Source organism: Sphingopyxis sp. SCN 67-31, assembly GCF_001725095.1.
Window position 1 is genome coordinate 1 of the sequence record NZ_MEFH01000084.1, and the last position, 25,702, is coordinate 25,702.

Consider the following 25,702-nt stretch of genomic DNA (forward strand, 5'->3'; position numbering starts at 1 on the left):
AGATCAGGGCATCGACGGCACCGCGATGCAGAGTTTCTCGTCGCTGCCGAGCGACGATCGTTGGGCGCTTGCCTTCTATACCGGGCATTTCGCCTTTTCGAACGCCGCCGTGAAGGAAGGGGAACGCCTGTGGAAAACCGATCCCGGACTTCGCCAGCGGCTTCCTGATTTGGCAGCGCTGGCCGGCATGACTCCAGAGGCTCTCGCCAAGAACATTGGAACCGAAAGGGCCGATTCGGTCATTGCCTATTTGCGCCGCCATCCTGAAGCGGTCGTTCAGCAGGCGCCGGGCTCGCTCGATGTCGCGCGCACCAAATTGTCACAGAGCCTCGCGGCCTATCGCGCGGGCAATCGCCCTGCGGCGCAGGAGTTGGCGCTGGCGGCATATCTTGACGGATTTGAGCCCCTCGAACCGATGCTGACCGCGCGCGACGCGACGCTGATGAGACGCATCGAAAGCGGCATGGGTGAACTGCGGGCTGCATTGCAACGCGGCCAATCTGCTGACCAAGTAGCGTCGCGCGTCCAAGTGCTCGATGGTCTGTTTGACGATGCGGAAGTGGCCCTGTCACCCGACGCCGCCAGTGATGCCTCGACATTTATCGGCGCTTTCACAATCATGCTGCGCGAAGGGCTTGAAGCGTTGCTTATTGTCGTCGCCATGATCGCTTTCCTGCGCAAGGCGGAGCGAAGCGATGTTCTCCCTTATGTCCATGCGGGCTGGATCGGCGCGCTCGCGGCCGGAGGTATGACCTGGGCGATCGCGACCTATGTAATCGGAATTAGCGGCGCAAGCCGCGAGCTGACTGAAGGGTTCGGCTCGCTCATCGCGGCCGTTGTTCTACTATCGGTTGGGATCTGGATGCATGGCAAAGCGCAGGCGGATCAATGGCAGCGCTACATCCGCGAAAAACTCTCGCGTGCGCTCTCTCGCCAATCTGCCTGGTTCCTGTTCGGACTCGCCTTCATCGTCGTCTATCGGGAGGTGTTCGAGACTATCTTATTCTATGCTGCGCTGTGGACGCAGGGGAATGGCGGCGTGATGGTGGCTGGAGCTGGATCGGCGGCGCTTATACTCGTGGCGGTCGCTTGGGCGATGCTTCGCTACAGCCAGACACTGCCGATCGCCAAATTTTTCACATATAGTGCTTGGTTGATGGCTGCCCTGACGGTCGTCTTAGCTGGCAAGGGGGTATCTGCCCTGCAGGAAGCCGGAATCATCAATATCGCTCCGATGGCCTCCGTCCCGCGGGTCTCCATCTTGGGTATATTTCCGACGCTCCAATCTATCGGCGCTCAGATTTTCATGCTGCTCGCCATTGGAGCGGGATTTGCAATGAACCGTCGGCGCGGGATAGCCAGATCCCGTTCGTAGTGCTTAGCGATTGCGACTAAAGTCGAGATGGAGCGGTCGTGCTGATGCTGTCCCGCTTGCCGATCGGGCAAGCCGATATGTGTTCGGTCTGGATCACCTCGTGCAATCGCATTCGGCCATATCGTCGACGTGCCAGCGGCTGCAGGTGCATTCGGCACCGGTACTGCCTGGGTCCAGCTTATAATCGTCGCAAGCATCGTGGCGACGCTCAGGATAAACGGCGACTTTCAAATCATCCAACACGTTAAAGGTGAGTTTGGTTACTCAAGAAAGGTGTAAATGCCGAAGGGTGAAGAGCTCTTGCAAAGCAACGGTACCAAACACGATAGATGAGTTTAGCATATCAGAGTCATGGAATAACATAACATAACCTTTGCAAGGATCGGAACTGCCTGCCAAAGTGACCCTGGTGAAATGCAGAATTATCCTCTTCCTTTTCAACTCAAGAGAGGCTAGACGACATAACAGATGAACCGGTGGCTTCACATCATAGTTAGTCTGTTCCTCGCCCTTGGTGTGGCGACGATGCCAATGGCGCATGCCGCCGAGTTGAGCTTTGGCACCGGTACTGTTGCGTCGGTCGATAGCTTTCCAGGCTTTTCGAAGAAGAGCAACGATAAGCAGTCCGATCCTGCCAAAGCCTCAGTCAATTTCCATGGTTGCCACGGCCATCATATCGGGATTCCGGTAGGCGCCTCGCCGACACCCGAACTGGTGATCGCGGTCAAGGCTGTGCCGGCACGAAACGGCGCAAGCCTTGCTCCACCGGCGCAGTCCAATACATTCCGACCTCCAATCGCCTGACAACTGAAGCTTCGCCTGGCTGAGCCCGGGCGCGCCCTTGGTTTGTCAGGAGTTCTTCGTTCATGCACCCCATGTTTGCGGCCGCCATGGCTGCAGCGCTCGTGGCCATATCAGCCACGCCCGCTGCCGCGCAGGTGGACAGCCGGCCCATGGCTGGCCCCCCAGCACCATCTGTTCCACCTTCGGTCCGCACCGGACCCCTTCCCACGGTCCTGACTCTCGCGCAGGCGCTTGAGGAAGCCCAAGCCCGTTCGCCGGTTCTTGCCGCAGCCCGCGCCGATGTCGAAGCGGCCCGCGGGCGACTGCGCCAAGCAGGCTTTCGGTTCAATCCAGTGCTCAATGTCGAGGTCGAGAATTTCGCCGGAACCGGACCTTATTCTGGCTTCAACGGCACCGAAACCACCGTCTCGATCAACCAGCGACTCGATCTTGCTGGCCGCAGGCGCGCACGAATGACGCTCGCCGAAGCCGAACTGAGGGCGGAAGAATATCGTCTTGCCATCGCGCACGCCGATCTCGCCCGACAAGTCCGTATCCAGTTCGCGCTCGGCATCGCTGCGCGCGATAATTTGACCCTGGCTCAAGAAAACGAGGCGCGAGCGCGCGAGCTTTCGCGCATTGCACGCGAACTCGTCGATACCGGAAAGGAGCCGCCGTTGCGTGGCCTCCGAGCCGGGGCGGCGCTGGCTGAAGCAACGGCCGCACTGCGCAGCGCAGAAGCCGACGAAACGACAGCCCGGCGCTCACTTGCAGCGCTCTTCGGCGTCGATGCTCCCCCCGCAGAACTGGCCGGCAGCGACATGTCGCCGCCGCCATCACCTGTCGATGCCTCGCAAACGCTGGATGTGAAGCTCGCTGAAATCAATCGCCTCATTGCCCAGGCGCAATTGGGCCAGGCGCGGGCAGAGGGGCGCCTTGATCCTTCAATTGGCGTGGGCATGCGTCAACTCCGGGAAACGGGCGACCGGGCCATGATCGCCAGCCTTTCCGTCCCGCTGCCGGTGTTCGACCGCAACCAGGGGAATGTTGCCGCTGCCAGGTCAGGCATGCAATCGGCTGAGGCCCGACGCAATAGCGTTCTGGCCAATACGCAAGCGGAGATCGCCAATGCCCGAGCAACGCTCCAGGCCGCAGAAGCACGCGTTGCCGCGCTTGAGGGCAGTGGTATCAACCAGGCGCGAGAGGCACTGCGGCTTGCGCAACTCTCATACCGTGCTGGCAAGTCATCGCTGCTCGAGCTTCTCGATGCGCAGCAGGCCTATGCCTCTACGCAAGGCGAGCTCATTGCAGCACGTCGCGCCCGAGCGGACGCCCAAGCAACGCTGACGCGCCAAGCTGCGACTGCCAACGAGGCGGATATCACGCCATGACGCATGGGCACCTTTCAGCACGCACTGGCGTCCTTTCTCTGGTCACCAGTTCGATAGGCTTTGCCGAACCCCGAGGAGATGGGTCGCCGGGCACCGCGACCTTGGCAACGGGTCATGCCACGCCATCGTCGAACGCCCTTCCCTCCATATTTGCAGCGACGCGTCGATGCGCGCGGACGGCCCAGATGAAATTCGGAGATGTTGAATGATCACACAGGATAAACGCCTCCTCGGCGGCGTGGCTGGCGCCGTGCTGCTCGCCGCAATCGGTGGATTTAGCGTCGCTCGCTACACGGCGGAACCGTCCCCCGAAGCCCAAAAGACCGAAAATGCAGAGGAAGGCACCGCAGCTCACGCCGATAACCTTGCCATGACCGAGGAGGCCATCGGTAAGGCTGGAATCGCTGTCGAAGCAGTGCGGGCCGGCGGACTTGGTTCCGAAATCCTCGCGCAAGCCACCGTCACAGCGGCGCCCGCGGGCGAGGCGATCGTGACCGCGCGCGCGGGCGGTGCGGTGACGCAGGTATTCAAACGGCTCGGCGACCCGGTGAAGGCGGGAGAGACGCTTGCAGTGGTCCAGAGCCGGGACGCGGCGCAGATCGCCGCCGAACGCACGGCGGCAAACGCCAAGGCCGTACTCGCGCAAAAGAACCTCGCGCGGGAACGCCAGCTTTATGAGCAAAAAGTGTCGGCTCGTGTGGACTATGAGCAGGCGCAGGCAGAAGCCGCCGCCGCGACGGCGGAGGCCCGCCGCGCCCAGGTCGCGGCCAGCGCTGCGAATATCACGCGCGATGGCGGCGGCGCGATCGTCGCCAGCCCCATTTCCGGGCGGGTGACGGCGGAAAGCGTCACCCTTGGAGCGTTCGTACAACCCGAGACCGAACTATTCCGCGTTGCCGATCCATCGAAGGTGCAGATCGAGGCCGCGGTTGGGCCGACCGACGCCCAGCGGCTCGCTCCCGGCGATCAGGCGATCGTCGAGCTGCCCGATGGCCGAACGATCGAAGCGCGCGTGCGCGCCATTACGCCCGGCCTTGCCGGCGATACGCGTTCCGCCACGGCAGTCCTCGACGTTCCGGGCAGTCTGCAACCGGGACTCGCGGTACGCGTCCGCCTGTTGCCGAGCCGGGGGGAGGCTTCCAATGCGATCGTCATACCCGATGAAGCACTGCAAACCCTGGAAGGACGGGACGTTGTCTTGGTGCGGACCAAGCAAGGCTTCCGAGCAAGAAACGTCACGATCGGTCAGCGCAGCGCCGGTCGCGTCGAGATCAGTTCAGGCCTGAAGCCGGGCGACATGATCGCAACCAAGAATGCATTCCTGCTCAAGGCCGAACTCGGCAAGGGCGCGGGCGAGGAGGAATAAGCCGTGATCGCAAGTTTGATCGCATTTGCCGTCCGCCAACGCTGGGCAGTCCTCTTCTTCTTCCTCGTCGTCGCCGGCCTTGGCATCTGGCAGCTCACCAAGCTGCCGATCGACGCAGTACCTGACATCACCAACAAGCAGGTGCAGATCAATACGATCGACCCGCGTCTCTCACCGGTCGAGATCGAGAAGCTCGTCACCTATCCGGTGGAAATCTCGCTCGCCGGCATTCCGGGCCTCGAAACGACACGCTCGATCTCGCGCAACGGCTTCAGCCAGGTGACGGCGATCTTCAAGGATTCGACCGACCTCTATTTCGCTCGGCAGCAGGTTGGTGAGCGGCTTCGGCAGGCCACCGAAAACCTACCCGATGGCGTCCAACCGCAGATCGGGCCGGTGACGACCGGCCTCGGCGAGGTCGTCATGTATACGGTGGGTTATACCAATCCCGACGGCAAGGGCGCGAAGAAGGTAGCGGGCCAGCCGGGCTGGCAGCCCGATGGCAGCTACCTCACGCCCGAGGGCGACCGGATGGTCGATGAGGTCCAGAAAGCGGGCTACCTGCGCACCGTCCAGGACTGGATCGTCAGTCCACAGCTCAAGGCTGTCCCAGGTGTGGCAGGCGTCGACTCGATTGGCGGCTATGCGAAAACCTTTGTCGTTGAGCCTGATCCGACCAAACTCGCCAGCTTCGGCATTTCCTACAGCGAGCTCGGCGAGGCGCTCGAAAAGGCCAATCTCGCAGTCGGTGCCAATTACTATAATCGGTCAGGGGAAGCCTACCTCGTCCGTGTCGATGCGCGCGTGCGCACGGTCGAGGAGATCAGGAACGCGGTTGCGGCGACGCGTGGCGGTGTGCCCGTGACCGTCGGCCAAATCGCCAATGTCAGGATCGGGGGTGACCTGCGCACCGGTGCGGGCAGCATGAACGGCGAAGAGGCCGTGATCGGCACCGTCCTCATGCTCATCGGCGAGAACAGCCGAACTGTGGCGCAAGATGTTTCGGCTAAGCTCGATCAAGTGTCGAAGACCCTGCCGCCCGGTGTTGAAGTGAAGACCGTGCTTGACCGCGCCAGTCTCGTCAATGCGACCGTGGGCACGGTCGAACGGAACCTGACCGAAGGCGCTCTGCTGGTCGCGGCATCGCTGTTCCTGCTGCTCGGCAACTGGCGGGCGGCCATCATCGCGGTGCTCGTCATTCCCTTCTCGTTCTTGATGATGGCGATGGGGATGAACGCGTTTCGCGTCCCCGGCAATCTGATGAGCCTTGGTGCGCTGGACTTCGGTCTGATCGTCGATGGGGCCGTGATCATCATCGAGAATTGTCTGGCGCGTCTGGCGCATCGCCAAGAGCATGAAGGACGGCTGCTAACGCTCCGAGAACGGCTCGAAGTGACGATGCATGCCGCGCAGGAGATGATCAAACCGACGGTGTTCGGTCAGGCGATCATCCTCCTCGCCTTCGCGCCCCTGCTCATGTTCACCGGCGTCGAAGGCAAGACCTTCTCGCCGATGGCGATCACCATCATGTTGGCGCTCGTTGCCGCCTTCGTCCTCGCGATCACCCTTGTTCCGGCGCTGGTTGCCCTCCTGATCCGCGGCCATGTGGCCGAGAAGGAAGTGTGGCTCATCCGCAAGAGCAAGGATCGCTACCTGCCACTGCTCGATAAGGCGATCGCACGGCCGTGGCCGTTCATCCTCGGAGGCCTCGCCTTTTTCCTGGCGGCGGTTCCGGTATTCGGACTGCTCGGCTCGGAGTTCATTCCGCAGCTCGATGAGAAGAACCTCGCGCTCGCCTCGACCCGCGTGCCGTCCGTCAGTCTGGAACAGTCCCTGGTAATGCAGCGCAAGGTCGAGGAGGCAGTCAAGAAACTCCCCGAAGTGGAGCTGATGTTCTCCAAGACGGGTACCGCCGAGGTCGCCACCGATCCGATGCCGCCAAACATTTCGGACGGCTTCGTTATCCTGAAGCCGCAAGATCAATGGCCGGCGGGCGTCGAGACCAAAGCCGATGTGATCGAAAAGATCGAAAAGGTTGCGGGCGGCCAGCTCGGGCAGCTTTATGAAGTCAGCCAACCCATCGAACTGCGCTTCAACGAACTGATCGCCGGCGTTCGTGGCGATGTGGCCATCAAACTCTACGGCGACGATCTCGACAAGATGTCGCAGGCAGCCAACGAGATGGTGCGCATACTCCAGTCGATACCAGGGGCCGGGAGCGTCAAGGCTGACCAGGTCGGTGGTGCCCCAACACTCGACGTCAAGCTCGATCGGGCGCTAATCGCGCGCTACGGCCTGACTGTGCAGGAGGTCGCCGATACCGTCGCGGCGGCACTCGGCGGCCGTGAATCGGGGCTGGTTTACGAAGGTGACCGGCGCTTCGATGTCACGGTCCGCGTGCCCGAGGCGACGCGGGTCAATCTCGACGACATCCGTTCGCTCCCCGTTCTGTTGCCGGAAGAGGCAGGGGCTACACGGCGACAAATCCCTCTCGCTCAGGTGGCCCAGATCCGGCTCACGGAAGGACTGAACCAGATCTCACGCGAGAACGGCAAGCGCCGTGTTGTGGTCCAGGTCAATCTGGAAGGCCGCGATGCCGGATCCTTTGTACAGGAGGCGCAGGCCAAGATCGCGCAGGTAAAACTGCCGGCCGGCTATTACCTGGAATGGGGCGGTCAATTCGAAAGCTTGCAAGCTGCCTCGAAACGACTGTCGATCGTTGTGCCTCTGTGCTTCGCGGGCATCTTCGTGCTTCTCTATATGGCGTTGGGTGGGTTCGGACGGGCCACCGCCGTATTTTTGGCCGTGCCTCTCGGACTTGCGGGCGGCGTATTCACGCTTGCCATGACCGGCATCAACTTCTCCGTCTCGGCAGCGGTCGGCTTCATCTGCCTCGCAGGTGTTGCGGTTCTGAACGGCCTCGTGGTGATGAGCGCCATCCGCGAGCGGATGGAAAATGGCCTGCCGCTGGCCGAGGCCATCCGCGAGGGCATGGCCGAGAAGATGCGCGCCGTGGTGATGACCGGTTTCGTACCCGCGATCGGCTTCGTACCGATGGCGCTGGCGCACGGCACAGGCGCCGAAGTTCAGAAGCCGCTCGCAACTGTCGTGATCGGCGGCCTCATCGCCGCCACCATTCTCACGCTGCTCGTGCTGCCTGCCATCGCCAAGGTTGTCCTCGGCGCAAGTGAGAAACGGAGCCGCAAGCGCGATGACAGCACCGAGCCAACGGCGCCCGAAGCAGGTTGAAGGAGAAGATCATGATCAAAGCAATAAAGCTGCTGCGGATCTACACGGACGAGGATGCCTATCTCGGCGATCGCAGGGTATTTGAGGTCATTGCTTCCCGCGCGCGGGACACGGGCCTGGCAGGCATCACGGTTCTTGAAGCCCGGTTGGGGTTCGGCAGATCGGCACACATCCACCAACGCCGCATTTTCGAGAATGGCCGTGCCCTCGTTATCGAGATTGTCGACGACGAAGCCAAGTTGAGAAGCTTCGTCACATCGCTCGATGACATCCCGGACGTCGGGCTTGTCACCCTGGAAGCCGTGGAAATTCTCGGCGGAAAGGCCGAGCAGGCCCCTCCAGGGAAGAACGTATGACGAGCGTCCGAAACCGGCTCGAACGGCTTGATGCCGCGAGTTCCGCGCATGACAGGCAGCACTACGCCCGAGAGTCTGATGTGTCCGTCCACGAGGTGCCGGCAGCCTTCGGCGCTCATCGGATGACCAGATATGTTTACGGTAGAAAACTCGATCCTATTGCCCGCGCCTCTGGCGCGGGTCTGGCGGCTGGTTTTCGATGTGAATCGCTATCGCGACTGGCATCCAGACATAGGTCTCGAGAGCGACCCGAACGATCCGAAGAAGCTTATCTATACCTATTGGCGCCCAGGCTGGGCGGATCCCATCATTTCGGTCGAGGGTTCCATCGTTCGCCTCAAACGACCGTCCGAATTCGCCTGGCGCGTCGGCATCAGATGGCTGTTCGAGATCGAGGAAGGATTTCATCTGGAGAAGGCGCCGCAAGGCACCCGGCTCACGCATCGGCTGTCCTGTTCGGGAATCGGCTCATGGTTCGGATTTCTTCTCATGAAGCCATTCTTGCGTCGACGGCTTGCCGGGACCGATGGCTCGTTGGAGCGCTATCTTCGGCGGGGCACAGTAATATCGCGCTATTCGCACCGAAACCCCCGCCATCATTAGGCGGTGCGCTATCCTGCCGAAAATCGACCGCCTTCCAGACACGGGCCCTGTTCCGCTCACACGGACCAACGTTCTGTCGATTCCGCCAATACTGGCGTCATGAGGTGCGGGCGTTCGACGCGCCCGCACCTCACCATCAACGAGCGGATATCGCTCCGCCGCATGAGTTCCCCATGGGCGCGCCGACAGGAAGAGGGGAGCGGCGATGAAAGACCAGGTGCGCCTCGACATTCCGCTCCTCCTTCCGGATGTCCGCGATGAGGCTGATCGCTGCGTAGCCCGACTTACCACTGAGTTGCGAGGGCGGGAGGGCGTTCAGGACGCGCACGTCGTCGCCGCCCGGGGTGACAGGCCCGCACAACTGTGCATCCATTATGACCCGGATAGCCTGTCTCTCGAGCGCGTTCGCGAAATCGCCAGAGGCGCCGGCACGGCGCTCACCGAAAAATATCAGCATATCCATTGGACGGTTGAAGGACTGACCCACACCCGCAAGGCACGCACGGTCGCCGACCGGCTTCGACATTTGCCGGGAGTTATCGAAGCCGAGGCCAGCGCCGCCGGGACTGTTCGCGTTGAATTCAGCAGATCCGAAACAACCGAAGCGGATATCAGTAAGGCCTTGGCCGACATAGGCGTGCAGCACCGGCCAGCACCGGGCATGCCCGAAGCCGTGGCCGCAAAGCCTCATAGACATGATCATGCCGAGCACGATCATGGGGAAGGGAAGCATGAGCATGCCCATGGCGGCCTCTTTGGACCCAATACAGAACTGATTTTTTCGTTGATTTGCGGCGGAGCGCTCGCAACCGGATTTGCGATCGAAAAATTGACCGCGACCCCTTCGTGGATTCCGCTCGTCTGCTATCTCGTCGCTTATCTGTTCGGCGGCTGGTTCACGCTGGGCGAGGCCATCGAGAATCTGCGGCTGAAACGCTTCGAAATCGACACGTTGATGCTCGTCGCGGCGGCCGGTGCCGGCGCTTTGGGTGCCTGGGCCGAAGGCGCGCTCCTCTTGTTCCTGTTCAGCCTGGGGCACGCGCTCGAACATTATGCCATGGGCAGGGCCAAGCGCGCGATCGAGGCTTTGGCCGAACTGGCCCCGCGCACGGCTATGGTGCGGCGCGGCGATGGCGAACTGAGCGAGGTTCCTGTCGAGGAACTCGTCATCGGCGATATTGTGGTCGTGAAGCCCAATGAACGGCTGGCGGCCGATGGGTTCGTGGTGGCCGGACGGTCAAGCGTCAATCAGGCGCCCGTGACGGGCGAAAGCGTGCCCGTTGACAAAGAGCCAGTGCCGGACCGCGCGCATGCCGCAGCCCAGCCGGACAAGGTGCCCGCGCAAAACCGCGTCTTCGCGGGCACAATCAACGGTCCAGGCGCGATTGAGATCGCGGTGACGCGCCTTGCCGCCGACACCACGCTCGCCAAGGTCGTCAAGATGGTGAGCGAAGCGGAGACCCAGAAATCGCCCACCCAGCGCTTCACCGACCGCTTCGAGCGGTTGTTCGTGCCCTCGGTGCTCGCATTGGTGGTCGTGCTGCTGTTCGCCTGGGTCGTCATCGATGAACCCTTCCGTGACAGCTTTTATCGCGCGATGGCCGTGCTCGTTGCGGCCAGTCCCTGCGCGCTCGCCATTGCAACGCCGAGCGCCGTTTTGTCAGGCGTGGCACGCGCGGCACGCGGGGGCGTGTTGATCAAGGGCGGCGGGCCGCTCGAGATGCTCGGCTCGCTGGATGCTCTGGCGTTCGACAAGACCGGCACGCTCACCGAGGGGCGGCCTCGCATCACCGACGTCTTACCGGCGATCGGCGTCGATGTAGCCGAGCTCATGACGATTGCGGTGGCCGTCGAAAGACTCAGCGATCATCCGCTGGCCGAAGCCATTGCGCGGGATGGTGTGCGTTTCCTCAATGGTCGACCGGTTCCGGCTGCAGCAGATCTCGCCAGCCTCACAGGCCGCGGCGTTGAGGCGCGTGTCAATGGAGAGACGGTGCTGATCGGCAAAGCAGAAATGTTCGGCCGGGACGGCTTCGCCCCGCTCTCAGAAGAGACGGCGCAGACAATCGAGCGCCTGCGCGAGCAGGGGCGCACAACGATGGCCGTGCGCAGCGGCGACCGCGACCTCGGCGCGATCGGCCTCATGGACACGCCCCGCGCAGCGGCAAGGGAAGCCATAGCGCGGCTCAAAGCGCTCGGAATCCGGCGCATGATCATGATCTCGGGCGACAATCAGCGAGTCGCAACCGCGGTCGCGGCCGACGTCGGCATCGACGAAGCCTGGGGCGACCTGATGCCCGAGGACAAGGTCGAGGCGATCAAAAAGCTTCGCGCCGAAACCCCCGTCGCAATGGTCGGCGACGGCGTCAACGACGCGCCGGCCATGGCCAATGCGACGGTCGGCATCGCCATGGGCGCAGTAGGCTCAGATGTCGCGCTGGAGACCGCCGATGTTGCGTTGATGGCCGACGATCTCGCGCACTTGCCGTTCGCCGTTGGCCTCAGCCGCAGCACCCGCTGGATCATTCGGCAAAATTTGGTCGTTAGCCTGGGCGTGGTCGCGCTGCTGGTGCCGGCGACGATCATGGGTCTCGGTATAGGCCCGGCGGTCATGGCGCATGAGGGCTCAACCCTGCTTGTCGTGTTCAACGCACTCCGGTTGCTGGCCTATCGGGACAATGGAGATGGGCGATGAGCAAGGGCTTCCTGAAATGGAGTTTCGTCGCATTTCCCCTGGTCGCCGCCGGCCCTGCTCATGGCGAAACCCTGCGGCAAGCGCTCATCTATGCCTATCGCACCAACCCGAGCCTGACCGCAGCCAGGGCCGGCCTGCGTGCCACCGATGAAGGCGTGCCCATCGCCAAGGCGGCGGCTCGCCCAACACTGAGCGCGACCGCCGACTATCAGGAATTTGTCCTACGATCCGCCAATAGCTTTTCCGCTCCCTTGCGCGCCGCGAATGCGAACGCCAACCTGTCATTTCCCCTCTATCAAGGCGGCCGCGTGAAGAACTCCATCCGAGCCGCCGATGCGCGCGTCGAATCCGGGCGGGCAAACTTGCGCTTCACAGAGGCCGATGTCTTCACGGCGATCGTCTCGGTCTACATGGACGTCATGCGGGATGCTGCGATTGTCGAACTCAACCGCCGCAATGTCGCTGTCCTCGAGACGAACCTCCAGGCTTCCCGCGACCGGTTCGAGGTGGGTGACCTGACCCGCACCGATGTCGCTCAATCCGAAGCGCGTCTCGCTGTGGCGCAAGGGCAGTTGGAGACGGCGCTGGCGCAGCTGGATACCAGCCTGGAGAATTATCTTCGCTTCGTCGGTCTGCCCGCGCGCAATCTCGAGCAGCCACCGGCATTGCCAGGGTTGCCCAGGTCACCCGCCGAAGCGGTCGCGATCGCTATCGAGAGCAATCCTCAGCTTCTCGCGGCCAGCGCCGATGCGAAGGCCGCGCGCTACGACGTCCGCGTCGCCGCGGCGTCTCGCCTTCCCAGGCTCTCGGCCGTGGCCAGCAGTGGTTACAACAACTATCTGGGTTCGCTCACTAGCAGCCTTCCCGGGCGCGTATTCCAGCAGGCGCAGACCACCGCAACCATCGGACTTTCGGCAACAATTCCGCTCTATCAGGGCGGCCTGCCAGCAGCCGAAGTTCGACGCGCCACCGCCCTTGAGAGCCAGGCGCTCGAGCAAACCATATTCGTCGAACGCCGTGTCGTCGCGGAAGCGCGGGCGGCCTATTCGCGCTATCAGGCGACGCAGGCCGTGATCCAGTCGTCCAAAGCCGCAATCGCTGCCAATGAGCTCGCCCTTGAAGGCGTCCGCGCCGAGAATAGCGTCGGCACGCGTAATGTCCTTGATGTGCTCAATGCCGAGCAGGAGCTTCTCAACAGCCGCGTGCAGCTCGTGACCGCCGAGCGCGACGCCTATGTCGCCGGTTTCACGCTGCTCGCGGCCATGGGCCGGGCCGAGGCGCGCGATCTCGATCTTTTCGGCGGCACGCTGTTCGAGCCGGGCTTCAGCCGCAAGGCGATGCCTGGACCGGTGTCTCCCAGGATCGATTCCGCCCCTGCTCCCGGCGCGAGAATAGAGTTTACGCCCGCGCCGGCCGAACAGCATCTCGACTACACCGCACGATCACCTGCTATCTACCGAGCAATGGACGAAGCGCCCTCACCAGACGAAGGGGCCAGCAAACCATGAAGCGCGCTTCTGCATCCGTCGGAGCACGCTCCGAAGTGCGGGAGAAGACGGCGAGGCCTGGCCAGCGCTCCGTACCAGTCTTGAGCGGGAGCAAGGATATGGAAGTCCACACCAGAACGCGGATCGCCTGCAGCGCCCTCCATCTTTGGATCGTTCTTCGCCGCGTGGAATGGATCGAGCGCTGGAATCCTTACGTCATCGTCAGACGTCGCATGTCCAACCCAAATGCCATTCGATATTATTTCACAAATAATCCGCGCTCCGCAGTGCGCGCGATGTTCAACGGGACCCTGGCGATCGACGACCCAGGCATGACCGTCACTATAGAATTTGGAACACGGAACCATTTCCGGTTTACCGAGACCCTGAGCATTGAGCGAACGTCGGACCGACAATGGCTTCGCCATGATCTCACTGGCGAAGGCCTCGGCGTCAAGTTGATGGGCCGGATACTGGCGCGTCGGATCAGGCCGACGATGCTGCATGCCAATACCATGCTCGATGAGTTCATGACGTCATTGCAAACGCCGGTCGAACGACAAGTCAGCCGCAATGTTCACATGCAACGGGCGCGCTTCGGTTCGACGAGCCAAATGAAAATGTGCGCCAACGATCCGCGAATGAGAGACGATCCGTGTCCGAAAGCGTAGATAATCCCGTTGTCGCCGGGGCCAATGGCGCGGCACTACCGGCGCATGAGCATGGCAAGAATGCGAACAGCAGGATGCTGCTGCTCGCGCTCATCCTGACCGGGACATTTCTGATCGTGGAAGTGATCGGCTCGTTCGTCTTTAACAGCCTCGCTCTACTCTCCGACGCCGGGCACATGCTGACCGACGTCGCAGCGCTGACGATCGCCCTCATGGCAATCCGGATCGGAGCGCGATCAGCCGACGATCGCCGCACTTGTGGCTATCGGCGCTTCGAAATCCTGGCCGCCGCATTCAACGCGCTCATGCTGTTCGCCGTGGCGATCTATGTTCTGGTGGAAGCGGTGAATCGGTTCCGCGATCCCGAGCCGGTTCAATCGACGGGCATGCTGATCGTCGCCGTGGCCGGACTGATCATCAATCTGATTTCCATGCGCCTGCTCCGGTCGGGGAAAGAACGGAGCCTCAACCTCAAAGGCGCCTATCTTGAAGTCTGGGCCGACATGCTGGGTTCGATCGGTGTCATCGGCGGTGCCGTTGCCATTCGTTTCACCGGCCTCACCTGGATCGATCCGGTCGTCGCCGTCGGCATCGGCTTGTGGGTGCTGCCTCGGACATTGATTCTGCTGCGCGACACGGCGAATGTTCTGTTGGAAGGCGTACCACGCGGCCTGTCCCTGAATGCCATTCGTCAAGCCATCGCCGGCGTTCCGGGAGTGCAGAGCGCCCACGATCTCCATGTCTGGTCGATCACGAGCGACTATATCAGCTGCTCGGTCCACATTGTCGTGAAGGACTTTTCGCTAGCGGAATCGATACGTGGTCGCGTCGTACAGATGCTGGCGCAGTCCTTCCAGATCGAACACGCCACCATCCAAACCGAGAGCAAGCCGTGTGCGGAGATAGGCTCCGCTCACACCTGACGAGCAATGCATATTTGAGGTTCGGAGGATTTGAACCTCAGCCAACCGAGAGGAGATAATCATGAGTTCATCTGCGGCAGCCAGCCAAGGCATGCTCTGCCCCGTCTGCAAAGTCACGCTGTCGATCTCGGAGCGACAGGGCGTTGAGATCGATTTCTGCCCGCAATGCCGGGGCGTGTGGCTCGATCGCGGAGAGCTCGACAAGATCATCGAGCGCTCTGAAACCGCAGCGCCTCCGCAGCCGCGTGCCCCGGAGCGTGAATACGATGAACGCCATCGCTCCGGCCATCACGAGCGCAAACGCAGGCGTGGATTTCTTTCGGACCTGTTCGACTGATCTTGAAACGGAGTCGCCGCGGAAACAGTGGGCCAGGAGAGAAGCGTGTTTGCAGAAGAAAATGAAACAATCCTGCATTTCTCGCCGCCCAAAGTGTGGACGGCACTGACTCGCTTTGAGGACTATGAACGGTGGAATCCGTTCATCCGCATTGCAGGCCGACCCGAGGCAGGTGCGCTGGTCCAATATTCGTTCAGGATGAAATCGAACAAACCGCGCTTCTTTACCATCGATGCGTGCATCATCACGTTTGAGCCTCAAAGACGTATGACCTTTCGGTTCGGATTTGGGGGGCTGCTCTCTTTCGAGGAGAGTTATGCCGTCGAGCCCGTGCCCGTCGGGTCGCGCCTGGTTCACTGCTTTCGCTGCACGGGTCTCCTCTCCGCACTGAAACTCTGGAAGATGAAACGAAACTTCAGCGAAATGCTCGAGATCATCGACCCGCTGTTCGAGCGGTATCTGGGTCCCACTCGGCCGCCTGCTTCGGCCAAGAAGCGCGTCAGGAAGGGATTTCGGCCAAATGCCTGACAGAGCGACAAGTTTGGTCCTCCGCAAGCGATTTAGTGGAAGAATGGCCCCCGCCAGACGAGGCCATCTTCCCTTGCGGTCCGGACCACGCCGTGGGCGCGCCCCCCGCGCCCACGGCGAAACCTACGCAAGTCTGGTCAAACCCGGCATTGGCGCACCCTTCGGGGCCCAGAATGCATGAAGGAACAAGCATGACTTCTATGTCGAAGGGTAATGGCTGGGCCCGTCGAATCGCGCTCTCACGATGCCTCGTATTGTTGACGGTCCCCCTTGCTGGTCTGCTGTCCGGATGCTCTGAATCCGATCAAGCCGACACATCCAATATGTCCACGAACACGACTCTCCCCATTCAAATGCCCCCCGCCATCGTGGCGAGCCACACCTATAGATGCACCGGCGGGGACGTCCTCTATGTCGACTTCTTGGCGGACGGCACCTCGATCAATGTGAAGCAGCGGCCTTCCGGCCCGTCGCTTCGACTGACGGCGCCCTCGCAAGGACTCACCTATGTTGGCGACGGCATGAATCTGGGGCTCAATGGTAAGGACATCAAAATTGATGAGCCGAAGAAGCCGTCGCGCATGTGCAAGCGATCTTGAGGTCATAGGCGACAGCGATGTCGAGACGACGGAAGAACGGAATTTGAGGGAGAGAACGTGATGACAAGGCCCTTCAGACCTGCGCTTATCATCACATTTCTCGCCCTATTGACGGGCTGCATTTCTGGACCACCCCTCCAGACCACGGTCATCACCAGCCCAAGCAAGCGCCTCGAAATATATTGGGTCCGGACCTACCAGGATAAGAAGGGCGTCCTTGTGATGGGCACCGTCCGCCGGCCGGCTCTGGCCAAAGGGACGATATGGGGCCATCTGCATATCGTAGGCATGTTCGACGATCGGCGACCACCAATCACTGTCGACGCCAGATGGGGTAGCCTATCGTCTCGAGGGAGCAGATCCGCGCCCTTCAGTGCGGTGTTACCAACATCCGACCCGCTTGCGATCAAAAGCGTCAGGATCGAGTATCGAGCCGAGCGGGATCGCGCCAGGACACCTCATCTCGACTAAGCTCGCGCGGCCGCCCCGGGTTACCCAGCCACCGTATGCCTCTCGGATGAACGATAGCATGGCTTCAAGCTGAAGCCGTCGACGCCTTTGCCCGATGCCTTATCGGACAAGATCTTGTCGAATACCACATCCTCGAGCTGGCGATCGGCATCGCAATCGAACGCGCTGAACCGGACGTGTCCGACCCTCTGCCCCCATCGCCTGCTTCTGACAAAACAAATCTGTCAGGTTGAAATCCCTGAAATCCACCAACGGATGTCAAAAAAACGCTCCAGCGTTCTTATTTTATTCGTTCTTATGAACAGCATAGCATCAGATCGAGCTATACTCAAAGTTGGCGCTAGAAGGCCAAGACCCTGAGTAATTGTGGTCTCATTAGCCTCAATCAGGTGAAAACTGAAGCGCGTCCAAGATGGGGCATTCGGCAACGTCGTCGCCCGTGCATTTGACCAACGTTGTTGCTAGCGTCGCCTCTATTTTCTGCAAGTCGGTGATACGGCGTCGAACATCTTCAAGATGGATTTGAGTTCTTCCCATCACTTCTGCGCAAGTCTGCGCCCCTGTGTCGGTCAGTGACAACAGAGAGCGTATTTCATTCATTGCATAGCCAAGATCGCGAGCGCGCCGGATAAACTGCAACCTTTGCACCAGCTCCGGCGAATAGACCCGATAGCCGTTAGCGCTGCGCGTCGGTGCTGGCAGCAATCCGACCTTCTCGTAATAACGGATTGTTTCGAGATTGCAGCCGGTCTTCCGGGCCAGCTGGGCGCGTAAAATGCCAGATTGTGGCTGCATGAAAAACTCTCTTGAGTCTGTACGTACTACAGACATTACACTGCGAATCACAAAGTCGGAAGAAAGGATTTGCGGCATGGCCTCAGCGCCTGAATCGGGGCGGCCAACCCTCACTGAAAGCCGCGAGTCGAAGCGGGCAAGCTGGGCTGCCATGGGCGCGTTGATCGGCGCAGGACTGGCCTCGGCCTGCTGCGTCGTACCGCTCCTGCTCGTCACGCTTGGCATCTCCGGCGCGTGGATCGCCAACTTGACCGCGCTTGGACCCTATAAGCCCTATGTCGCAGCGATGACGCTCGCGTTGCTTGGGCTTGGCTTCTGGTATGTCTATTTCAAGCCGAAACCACCCTGCGAAGACGGCTCATACTGCGCTCGTCCGCAATCGGCCCGCACCACTAAAGCCGCCTTGTGGCTGGGTCTCACCATCGTCATCCTGGCGCTCACTATCGACTGGTGGGCGCCCTGGTTCTATTGAAAGGATACTCCCATGAAGAAGACATTACTCATTGGACTGACCGTACTGGCAATGACTGGCGGCGGGGTCGCCCTGGCTCTTGGCAATTCTGCACAGGATCGTCCGGCTGCTACCGCAAGCGCGCAACGGCAAACCACGTTTGCCGTTGAAAACATGACCTGCGCTACTTGCCCGATCACCGTGCGCAAGGCGATGAAAGGTGTCGCCGGAGTGACTGCGGTGAACGTCGATTTCGCGGCCAAGACCGCGCGCGCCACCTATGATCCACGACGCGCGAATGCCGCGCAAATTGCGGCAGCATCGACCGATGCGGGTTATCCTGCACGCGCTATTCAAAACTGAATGACGGCGCTCATCGCGCCTTGAGAAAGCGGTATCCAATGAACGACTGTCGCAACCGCCCTAGGCGGGATGGGTATGACGTGGCGGTCGTCGGCGCGGGCTCGGCGGGTTTTTCCGCCGCGATCACTGCCGCCGAACTCGGAGCGAAAGTCGCGCTGATCGGCCATGGCGTGATTGGCGGCACCTGTGTCAATGTCGGCTGCGTTCCGTCCAAGACGTTGATCCGCGCCGCCGAGGCGGTGCACGGTGGGCGAGCGGCCACCCGCTTTCCCGGCCTTGGCGGTAACATCCAGCTAGGCGATTGGGCTCAGCTCGCGGCGTCAAAGGATGAACTGGTCAACACGCTGCGCCAGAAAAAATATGTCGATCTGCTGCCCGCCTATGAGGGTGTAAGCTATATCGAGGGCAAGGCACGCATTGCCGACGGTGCGCTGATCGTTGACGATGTGCCGGTAGAAGTCGGCAAGGTCATTTTGGCGATGGGCGCACGGGCCAGCATTCCAGCGATTCCAGGTCTGGATACCGTACCCTACCTCACCAGCACGACAGCACTGGCGCTTGATCGACTGCCCCGATCGCTGCTGGTCATCGGTGGTGGGGTGATCGGCGTTGAGCTGGGCCAGATGTTCGCCCGTTTTGGTGTAGAGGTTACCATCTGTTGCCGCAGCCGCTTGCTCCCCGAAATGGACCCGGAAGTGAGCACCGCGCTGCAAACCTATCTGGAGGCCGAAGGCGTGCGTGTATGCACGGGCATCGGCTATCAGCGTATCGCAAACGCAGTTAACGGAATCGAACTGACCTGCGAAAGCCGGTCCTGTGATGGTGAAGATTGTTCCGACACCGTTGTAACGGTTCAGACCATCAGGGCAGAGCAAGTGCTGATTGCGGCGGGGCGACGACCCAACAGCGACGGACTCGGGCTGGCGGAGCGCGGCATATCTCTTGCCCACAGTGGTGGGATCATCGTCGATGACTATCTCGAAACGACCGCTCCAGGCGTTTACGCGGCGGGCGATGTCACGGGACGTGACCAGTTCGTCTACATGGCCGCCTATGGCGCAAAGCTGGCGGCGCGCAATGCGGTCGAAGGCAATCAGCACCGCTATGACAATAGCACTATGCCAGCGGTGGTGTTCACCGATCCGCAGGTCGCCAGCGTCGGGCTGACCGAAACGGCTGCGCAGGCGAAAGGGCTGGATGTCAAAGTGTCACTGCTTCCACTCGATGCCGTACCAAGGGCGTTGGCGGCGCGTGACACACGCGGCCTTATCAAGCTGGTCGCCGACAAGGCGAGCGACCGTCTGCTGGGAGGTCAGATCATGGCACCCGAAGGAGCGGACTCCATTCAGACATTGGTGTTGGCGATCAGACATGGCATGACCGCCGCAGAACTCGGCGCGACGATCTTTCCTTATCTCACCACCGTCGAAGGGCTGAAGCTCGCCGCCCAGACATTTGACCGGGATGTTGCCAAACTATCCTGCTGTGCGGGATGACCTCCAGGGCTTCAATCTACGAAAGCGGGGTTCGCTCCCGTACCAAAGCTGTTCCGCTACGAAATCGAGGAGTTGGAGGCCGTACATAGCGGCCTCCAACCCGGCTCACGATGAGGTTAGCGGCTCTGAATCTCCGTTCTGTACAGCCTCCTCGACGCGCCGACCGTATCGGGCGTAGAGTGTCGGCAGCACGAACAGCGTAAGAAGCGTCGCCGAGATGAGCCCGCCGATCACCACCGTGGCGAGCGGCTTTTGGACCTCGGCGCCCGAGCCAGTGGCGATCGCCATGGGCACGAACCCGAGCGAGGCTACGAGTGCCGTCATCACCACCGGTCTCAGCCGCATCATCGCGCCTTCGTAGGACGCCTTTGCCCGGTCCATGCCATTCGCGATCAATCCCTGGATTGACGTGACCATGACGAGCCCGTTTAGCACCGCGATGCCCGACAGCGCGATGAACCCCACCGCCGCCGAGATCGAGAAGGGCATGCCTCTCAGGAACAGCGCCAGCACGCCCCCGACGAGCGCCAATGGCACGCCAGTAAACACGATCGCCGCGTCGCGAACGCTTCCAAGCGCACCATAGAGCAGCAGCATGATCAGTGCAAAACAGGCGGGAACCACCAACATCAGCCGCTCGCTGGCCGATTGGAGGTTCTCGAACTGACCACCCCAATCGAGATACTGGCCGGCAGAGAGGCGCACCTCCCGGTCGATCGTCTCCCGCGCATCAGCAACGACACTGGCAACATCGCGGCCACGCACATTGGCCTGAACCACGACGCGTCGCTTGCCGTTCTCGCGGCTGATCTGGTTGGGACCATCGGAAACGCCGATGTCTGCAACGCTCTGGAGGGGCACGAACCCACCATTGGGGAGGGGCACCGGAACCTGTGCCAACGTCTGCAGATCGGCGCGTGCCATATCCGACAAGCGGATGGTGACCGAAAAACGCCGGTCACCCTCGAAGATCATTCCGGCATCGCGTCCGCCGATGGCGGCGGAAACAGTGTCCTGAACGGCCTGGGCAGTGATGCCGAGCCTCGACATGATGTCACGGCGCGGCCGGATATCCAGCATCGGCAAGCCTTCAGTCTGCTCCACCCGAACATCGACAGCGCCTTCGGTCTTGCGCAGGATTGCAGCGATCTGGTTCGCCGTGTCGTTCATAGTATCGAAATCGTCACCGAAGACTTTGATCGCGACGTCACCGCGCACCCCGGCGATCAGTTCGTTGAAGCGCATCTGGATCGGCTGGGTTATCTCAAACGCGCCGCCCGGAATGCTTTCGAGGACTGTCTCCACCTTTGCCACGAGATCAGCCTTGGACAGGCCCTTGTCGGGCCACTCGCTTTTCGGCTTCATGATGATGAACGTATCGGAGATGTTAGGCGGCATCGGATCGGATGCGAGTTCGGCCGTGCCCGTCTTTGAGAAGACGAACCGCACTTCCGGAAGCTTCGCAATCTCTTGCTCGATACGGGACTGCATCGCCTGACTCTGATCGACCGATGTCCCTGGAACGCGCAACACCTGTGCGGTCAGATCGCCCTCGTCGAGCTGCGGAAGAAACTCCTGCCCAAGAAACGAGAACGTCAGGATCGCGGCCAGAAAGGCCCCGACGCCAACCCCCATAGTGAGGGTGGCTCGCTTCATCGCCTGGTGAAGCCCCGGCTCATATCTGCGCTTGAGCCAAGACATAATCCGGCCTTCCTTCTCCTCGACCGGCTTCGACAGCCAGATTGCGAGCATCGCCGGCACGAAAGTGAGTGAGAGGACAAATGCCGAGACCAACGCCATGATGACGGTCAGCGCCATCGGCGTGAACGTCTTGCCTTCGACGCCGGTCAGCGTCAGAAGCGGGACATAGACGAGGATGATGATTGCCTGTCCGAAGACGGTTGGACGGATCATCTCGCGCGCTGCCTGGGCGACGACCGACAACCGTTCTTCGGGACGCAGGGTACGTCCGTAATGATGTTGGCGTTCCGAAATACGCCTCAGCGCATTTTCTACGATGATGACGGCACCATCGACGATGAGGCCGAAATCAAGTGCGCCGAGGCTCATGAGGTTGGCCGAAACACCGCCCCTGAGCATGCCGAAACTGGTCATCAGCATGGTGATCGGAATCACCAACGCCGCAATCAGCGCCGCGCGGAAATTGCCGAGCAGCAGGAATAGCACGACGATGACGAGCAACGCGCCTTCGATCAGGTTTTTCGAAACCGTCTTGATCGTGGAATTAACCAGCGATGTGCGGTCGAGGACCGGCTGCACCACCACGTCGGTCGGCAGCGAGGCATTGATTTCATCCAGCCTTGCCGCCACCGCCGAGGCGACCGTTCGGCTATTCTCACCGATCCGCATGACCGCAGTGCCAACGACAACTTCCTTGCCGTTCTCCGATGCCGAACCATAGCGAATCGCCTGGCCGAGACGAACCTGCGCCACTTGATCGAGCCGGATCGGCACGCCTTCGCGCGTGGCGATAACGGTTCCAGCTAGCTCCCCAATGTTGCGGATGCGCGCATCGGAACGCACGGCCAACCCTTCGCCACCACGGTCGACGACGCCGGCGCCGACCCCGACATTGTTCTGCTCCAGCGCCTGCGCGAGAGCCGTCAAATCCATGCCGAGCGCGGCGAGCCGCTGCATGTCAGGGATCACCTGGAACTGCTTTACATAGCCGCCAATCGTATCCACCCCGGCAAGACCCGGCGTGTTTTTGAGCAGCGGCGCAACGATCCAGTCCTGCGCTGTGCGCAGATAAGTCGCCTTATCGGCTTCGCTTACAAGGCGATCCCCTTCCGGCGTTATATAGCTGCCATCGGGTTGTAGTCCTGGCTCGCCGGGCTTGTGGGTGTCCTCGTCGCGATGTTCGAGATGGACCGTCCACATATAGACTTCGCCGAGCCCGGTCGCGATCGGCCCCATGGTAGGCGTTGCGCCTTCGGGTAGACCTTCCTCCGCGACGCGCAAGCGTTCCGACACTTGTTGGCGCGCGAAATAGATATCGGTCGATTCTGAGAACACAGCCGTGATCTGGGCAAATCCATTGCGGCTGAGGGATCGGGTGTATTCGAGACCCGGCACGCCCGCGAGCGCGGTTTCGATAGGAAAAGCGACTTGTGTCTCGACCAGTTCAGGCGAGAGTGCAGGCGCAACGATATTTACCTGAACCTGGTTGTTGGTGATGTCGGGAACGGCATCGATCGGCAGACGACTGATCGCCCAGCCCCCGATCACCGCGGCGATGAGCGTCATGAGCAGGATGAACCAGCGCCGCTCGACTGAGAATGTGACAATACGGTCGATCATGATCAATGTCCGTGCTCCGCTTCGCCCTTGCCTAGCTCTGCCTTAAGGGTGAAGCTGTTCAGCCCGGCGAGCCGTTCATCACCCTTCAGTCCCGACGTCACCACCACGTTGCCTCCGCTTGGGTTTCCAAGCGTGACGGGCGTGGCCTTGAAGCCATGATCGGTACGCACAAACACGGTGGGGCGTCCCTCAACCGTCTGGATCGCGTTTTGCGGAACGAGCACCGATCCGGCACCGCCGCCCGGCAGTCGGATCGAGGCGGTGACAGGTTCCCCGACCCGCCACTGTCCGGAGCGATTATCGATGACGGCGATCACCGTTGCGAGGCGAGTAGCCTCGTCAAGTATCGGTGATACGAAGTCGACTCGCGCTACCGACCTGCGGTCGCCGGAGACGATCTCGATTTCAGAGCCGGGCCTTACCCTTCCAGCATCGGCCGGGGAGAGCGCGACAGTGACCGCGACGCGCGACAGGTTGGCGATGCGGAACAGCTCGGCATCGGCCGCGACGGTTTGGCCCAGGGTTGCGCTGCGCGAGACGACCTGCCCCGACAAGGGTGCCGTCACTCCGATACGGTTGAGCGCACCACCTCGGCCACCCGCTGCAGCGACTTGCTGCTGAGCAAGGCGCTGCGCGATGCGGGCCTCGGTCGCGGCAGTGCGAGCGGCGATCAGATCCTGTTCGGGCGAAACGCGCTGGTCGAACAGGCTCTGCTCGCGACGCAGGTTTGATTCCGCAAGGGTCAGTCGTGCCCGAGCCGCTTCGATCTCGGCATTGAGCGAAGCGGCCTCACGGCTTTCGATGATCGCAAGCGTCTGCCCTTGCCCAACTGACTGACCGAGGTGACGGGTCAGTGAAACCACCCGTCCGCCGATGGCGGCGGACACGACCTGCATCCCTTGCGGATCGCCCTCGATCGTCGCCGGCAACGTCAACGCACCGCCGCCGCTACGGACGACACGGACCAGTTCGATTCCTGCCTTGCGTATCTGTTCAGGGCTGAGGTCGATGACGCCCTCTTCTTCGGCGTGGCTGGCTTTTTCGGCGGTAGTGACGTTCTCGGCCGTTTCCGGAGCGGGCTCACCACTAGAGCAACCGGCCAGCAGCAATGCAGCGAAGCTGAGCGGCAATGCCGCTTTCAAATAGGACTTCATGGTCAATTTCCCTGTTCAGGCGCAGGAGCGGTCAGACGCTCAAGCCGTGCCCTGGCATTCTGATAGACAGCGCGTGTGTCGATTGCGGCGAGCCGGGTCTCGGCCAGCATCCTTTCGGCATCGAGCAGTTCGAGCTGCCCGAATTTACCTTCGCGATAACCGATCCGCGCGATACGGGCGGCTTCCTGTGAGGCTGCAAGAGCAGGACCGTTGGCTGCCCGCGCCAGGGTTGCAGCATTATCCGCTTCCGTCCGGGCATCGAGGATCGCTTGCTCAACATCGAGCCGGGTCATGCGGCGTTGTGCTTCGACCCGGTTGCGCTCGGCGCTTGCCTGCCCCACGGCGGCTCTGCCCGAGTTGAACAGCGGGATCGGAACCGAAATGCTGAACAATACAGCAGTGTCGTTCGATTCCGAGAATCGCCGCACACCCGGCCCAACTGTCACGTCTGGAATGCGCTGTGACCTTGCAAGCCGCACACCGGCATCGGCAACCGCAAGATCCGCATCGGCGGCAGCGAGCGCCAAGGCGCCCTCGGCGCTTGGCACCAGTTGGGGACCATAGGAGCCAGACAGAGTATCCAGCCAAGCAAGATCAAGGGGCCCGACCACAGGCTGTCCGATCCTGCGACCGAGATTGATGCGCGCACTCTCGAGGATTCGCCGGGCGTTTTCGGCCGCCGCCTCGGCGTTGACACGGGCAACGTCCGCTCGCTGTTCTTCGATTGGCGAAGCCCGTCCGGCCCGAACGCGCACGCGCGCGCCATTCAAGGCGTCGTTCGCGATGCGCGTCTGATCAAGAGCTGTCGTCAGCCGCCGTTCGGCTGCCACCGCATCGATGTAGAGCTGCGTGACCTGAAGCCGGATATCGGCCTCTGTGATGGCGGCGGCAAGCTGCGCGCGTGTCGTACGTGCGTCGGCAACGGCGATCCGGGCTGACCGCTTGCCGCCAAGCTCGATCGGGATCGAAACTCCGACGGTAGTTTCAGCACCCCGAAGCCCACGATAGAGGCCCGTGCCGGCAATATTCTCTACCTCTGTCGAAACGGTTGGATTGGGACGCAGGCCCGCGATGGTCCGGCCTGCCTCGGCAGCAGCGATGTCGGCGCGAGCCGCGTCGGCGGCGGGGGCGCTGCCTCCGGCGGCCGCAACCGCCTGATCAAGAGTAAGCGGCGGGGCCGCAGGAGGAGCGTAACCGACCGATTGAGGCCGCCTGCCGAGGATTGATGTGAGTGGGTAAGTGACGTCCATAAGGACGTCGTTATGGACGTCCTGTTCGAGAGCGAGGG

General features: G+C 61.6%; 21 protein-coding genes. 17 read left to right on the plus strand and 4 right to left on the minus strand.

What is annotated here, in order from left to right; genetic code table 11:
* The 14 genes from ABS88_RS17460 to ABS88_RS17525 form a co-directional block, all read left to right on the plus strand.
* On the plus strand, nt 1-1,375 hold a 1,375-nt coding region (locus ABS88_RS17460), incomplete at its 5' end, for an FTR1 family iron permease (RefSeq protein WP_286750226.1).
* A 468-nt stretch (nt 1,376-1,843) separates the two neighbouring features.
* Nucleotides 1,844-2,179, plus strand: a complete 336-nt coding sequence (locus tag ABS88_RS17465) for an amidohydrolase (RefSeq protein WP_148650943.1) — start codon at nt 1,844-1,846, stop codon at nt 2,177-2,179.
* Between the two features lie 62 nt (nt 2,180-2,241).
* On the plus strand, nt 2,242-3,549 hold the full coding sequence (locus ABS88_RS17470; protein WP_286750227.1) for a TolC family protein: 1,308 nt from the start codon (nt 2,242-2,244) through the stop codon (nt 3,547-3,549).
* 205 nt (nt 3,550-3,754) lie between these two features.
* On the plus strand, nt 3,755-4,915 hold the full coding sequence (locus tag ABS88_RS17475) for an efflux RND transporter periplasmic adaptor subunit (RefSeq protein WP_286750228.1): 1,161 nt from the start codon (nt 3,755-3,757) through the stop codon (nt 4,913-4,915).
* 3 nt (nt 4,916-4,918) lie between these two features.
* On the plus strand, nt 4,919-8,164 hold the full coding sequence (locus ABS88_RS17480; protein WP_286750229.1) for an efflux RND transporter permease subunit: 3,246 nt from the start codon (nt 4,919-4,921) through the stop codon (nt 8,162-8,164).
* 11 nt (nt 8,165-8,175) lie between these two features.
* A complete protein-coding gene (locus tag ABS88_RS17485) occupies nt 8,176-8,520 on the plus strand; it encodes a DUF190 domain-containing protein (RefSeq protein ID WP_286750230.1) in 345 nt (114 codons plus the stop codon).
* Nucleotides 8,521-8,652: 132 nt separating this feature from the next.
* Nucleotides 8,653-9,123 carry an SRPBCC family protein gene (locus ABS88_RS17490; protein ID WP_286750231.1) on the plus strand — a complete coding sequence of 157 codons (471 nt, stop codon included), beginning with the start codon at nt 8,653-8,655 and terminating at the stop codon, nt 9,121-9,123.
* A 205-nt stretch (nt 9,124-9,328) separates the two neighbouring features.
* A complete protein-coding gene (locus ABS88_RS17495; protein ID WP_286750232.1) occupies nt 9,329-11,818 on the plus strand; it encodes a heavy metal translocating P-type ATPase in 2,490 nt (829 codons plus the stop codon).
* A complete protein-coding gene (locus ABS88_RS17500; protein WP_286750233.1) occupies nt 11,815-13,326 on the plus strand; it encodes a TolC family outer membrane protein in 1,512 nt (503 codons plus the stop codon). The genes ABS88_RS17495 and ABS88_RS17500 overlap by 4 nt, the downstream gene beginning before the upstream one ends.
* A 98-nt stretch (nt 13,327-13,424) precedes the next feature.
* Nucleotides 13,425-13,976 carry a hypothetical protein gene (locus ABS88_RS17505; RefSeq protein ID WP_286750234.1) on the plus strand — a complete coding sequence of 184 codons (552 nt, stop codon included), beginning with the start codon at nt 13,425-13,427 and terminating at the stop codon, nt 13,974-13,976.
* Nucleotides 13,961-14,899 (plus strand): cation diffusion facilitator family transporter, encoded by a 939-nt coding sequence (locus ABS88_RS17510; RefSeq protein WP_286750235.1) that lies wholly within the window; start codon nt 13,961-13,963, stop codon nt 14,897-14,899. Before ABS88_RS17505 ends, ABS88_RS17510 begins: the two co-directional genes overlap by 16 nt.
* A gap of 61 nt (nt 14,900-14,960) precedes the next feature.
* On the plus strand, nt 14,961-15,236 hold the full coding sequence (locus tag ABS88_RS17515) for a TFIIB-type zinc ribbon-containing protein (RefSeq protein ID WP_286750236.1): 276 nt from the start codon (nt 14,961-14,963) through the stop codon (nt 15,234-15,236).
* A gap of 45 nt (nt 15,237-15,281) precedes the next feature.
* Entirely contained in the window at nt 15,282-15,764 is a 483-nt protein-coding gene (locus ABS88_RS17520; protein ID WP_286750237.1) for an SRPBCC domain-containing protein, read from the plus strand.
* A 191-nt stretch (nt 15,765-15,955) separates the two neighbouring features.
* A complete protein-coding gene (locus ABS88_RS17525) occupies nt 15,956-16,363 on the plus strand; it encodes a hypothetical protein (RefSeq protein ID WP_286750238.1) in 408 nt (135 codons plus the stop codon).
* Between the two features lie 852 nt (nt 16,364-17,215).
* On the opposite strand, the gene ABS88_RS17530 is transcribed toward ABS88_RS17525, so the two are convergent.
* Nucleotides 17,216-17,707, minus strand: a complete 492-nt coding sequence (locus ABS88_RS17530) for a MerR family transcriptional regulator (protein ID WP_286750239.1) — start codon at nt 17,705-17,707, stop codon at nt 17,216-17,218.
* Here ABS88_RS17530 and ABS88_RS17535 point away from each other — a divergent pair.
* The 3 genes from ABS88_RS17535 to merA all read left to right on the plus strand — a co-directional run bounded on the left by ABS88_RS17535 (nt 17,706) and on the right by merA (nt 19,939).
* The gene (locus ABS88_RS17535) at nt 17,706-18,101 is read left to right on the plus strand and encodes a mercuric transporter MerT family protein (protein ID WP_286750240.1); all 396 of its coding nucleotides are present in this window, start codon (nt 17,706-17,708) and stop codon (nt 18,099-18,101) included. The two genes, ABS88_RS17530 and ABS88_RS17535, sit on opposite strands and share 2 nt — an antisense overlap.
* Nucleotides 18,102-18,113: 12 nt before the next feature.
* On the plus strand, nt 18,114-18,443 hold the full coding sequence (locus ABS88_RS17540; RefSeq protein ID WP_286750241.1) for a heavy-metal-associated domain-containing protein: 330 nt from the start codon (nt 18,114-18,116) through the stop codon (nt 18,441-18,443).
* A gap of 80 nt (nt 18,444-18,523) precedes the next feature.
* On the plus strand, nt 18,524-19,939 hold the full coding sequence (merA, locus tag ABS88_RS17545) for a mercury(II) reductase (RefSeq protein ID WP_286750242.1): 1,416 nt from the start codon (nt 18,524-18,526) through the stop codon (nt 19,937-19,939).
* Nucleotides 19,940-20,044: 105 nt separating this feature from the next.
* On the opposite strand, the gene ABS88_RS17550 is transcribed toward merA, so the two are convergent.
* Genes ABS88_RS17550 through ABS88_RS17560 form a run of 3 tightly spaced genes read right to left on the minus strand, consistent with a single transcriptional unit; the run spans nt 20,045 to nt 25,664 of the window.
* On the minus strand, nt 20,045-23,260 hold the full coding sequence (locus ABS88_RS17550) for an efflux RND transporter permease subunit (protein ID WP_286750243.1): 3,216 nt from the start codon (nt 23,258-23,260) through the stop codon (nt 20,045-20,047).
* Between the two features lie 2 nt (nt 23,261-23,262).
* Nucleotides 23,263-24,414, minus strand: coding sequence for an efflux RND transporter periplasmic adaptor subunit (locus ABS88_RS17555; RefSeq protein WP_286750244.1), 1,152 nt, complete (start codon nt 24,412-24,414; stop codon nt 23,263-23,265).
* A gap of 2 nt (nt 24,415-24,416) precedes the next feature.
* Nucleotides 24,417-25,664, minus strand: coding sequence for a TolC family protein (locus tag ABS88_RS17560; protein WP_286750245.1), 1,248 nt, complete (start codon nt 25,662-25,664; stop codon nt 24,417-24,419).
* Nucleotides 25,665-25,702 lie beyond the last annotated feature (38 nt).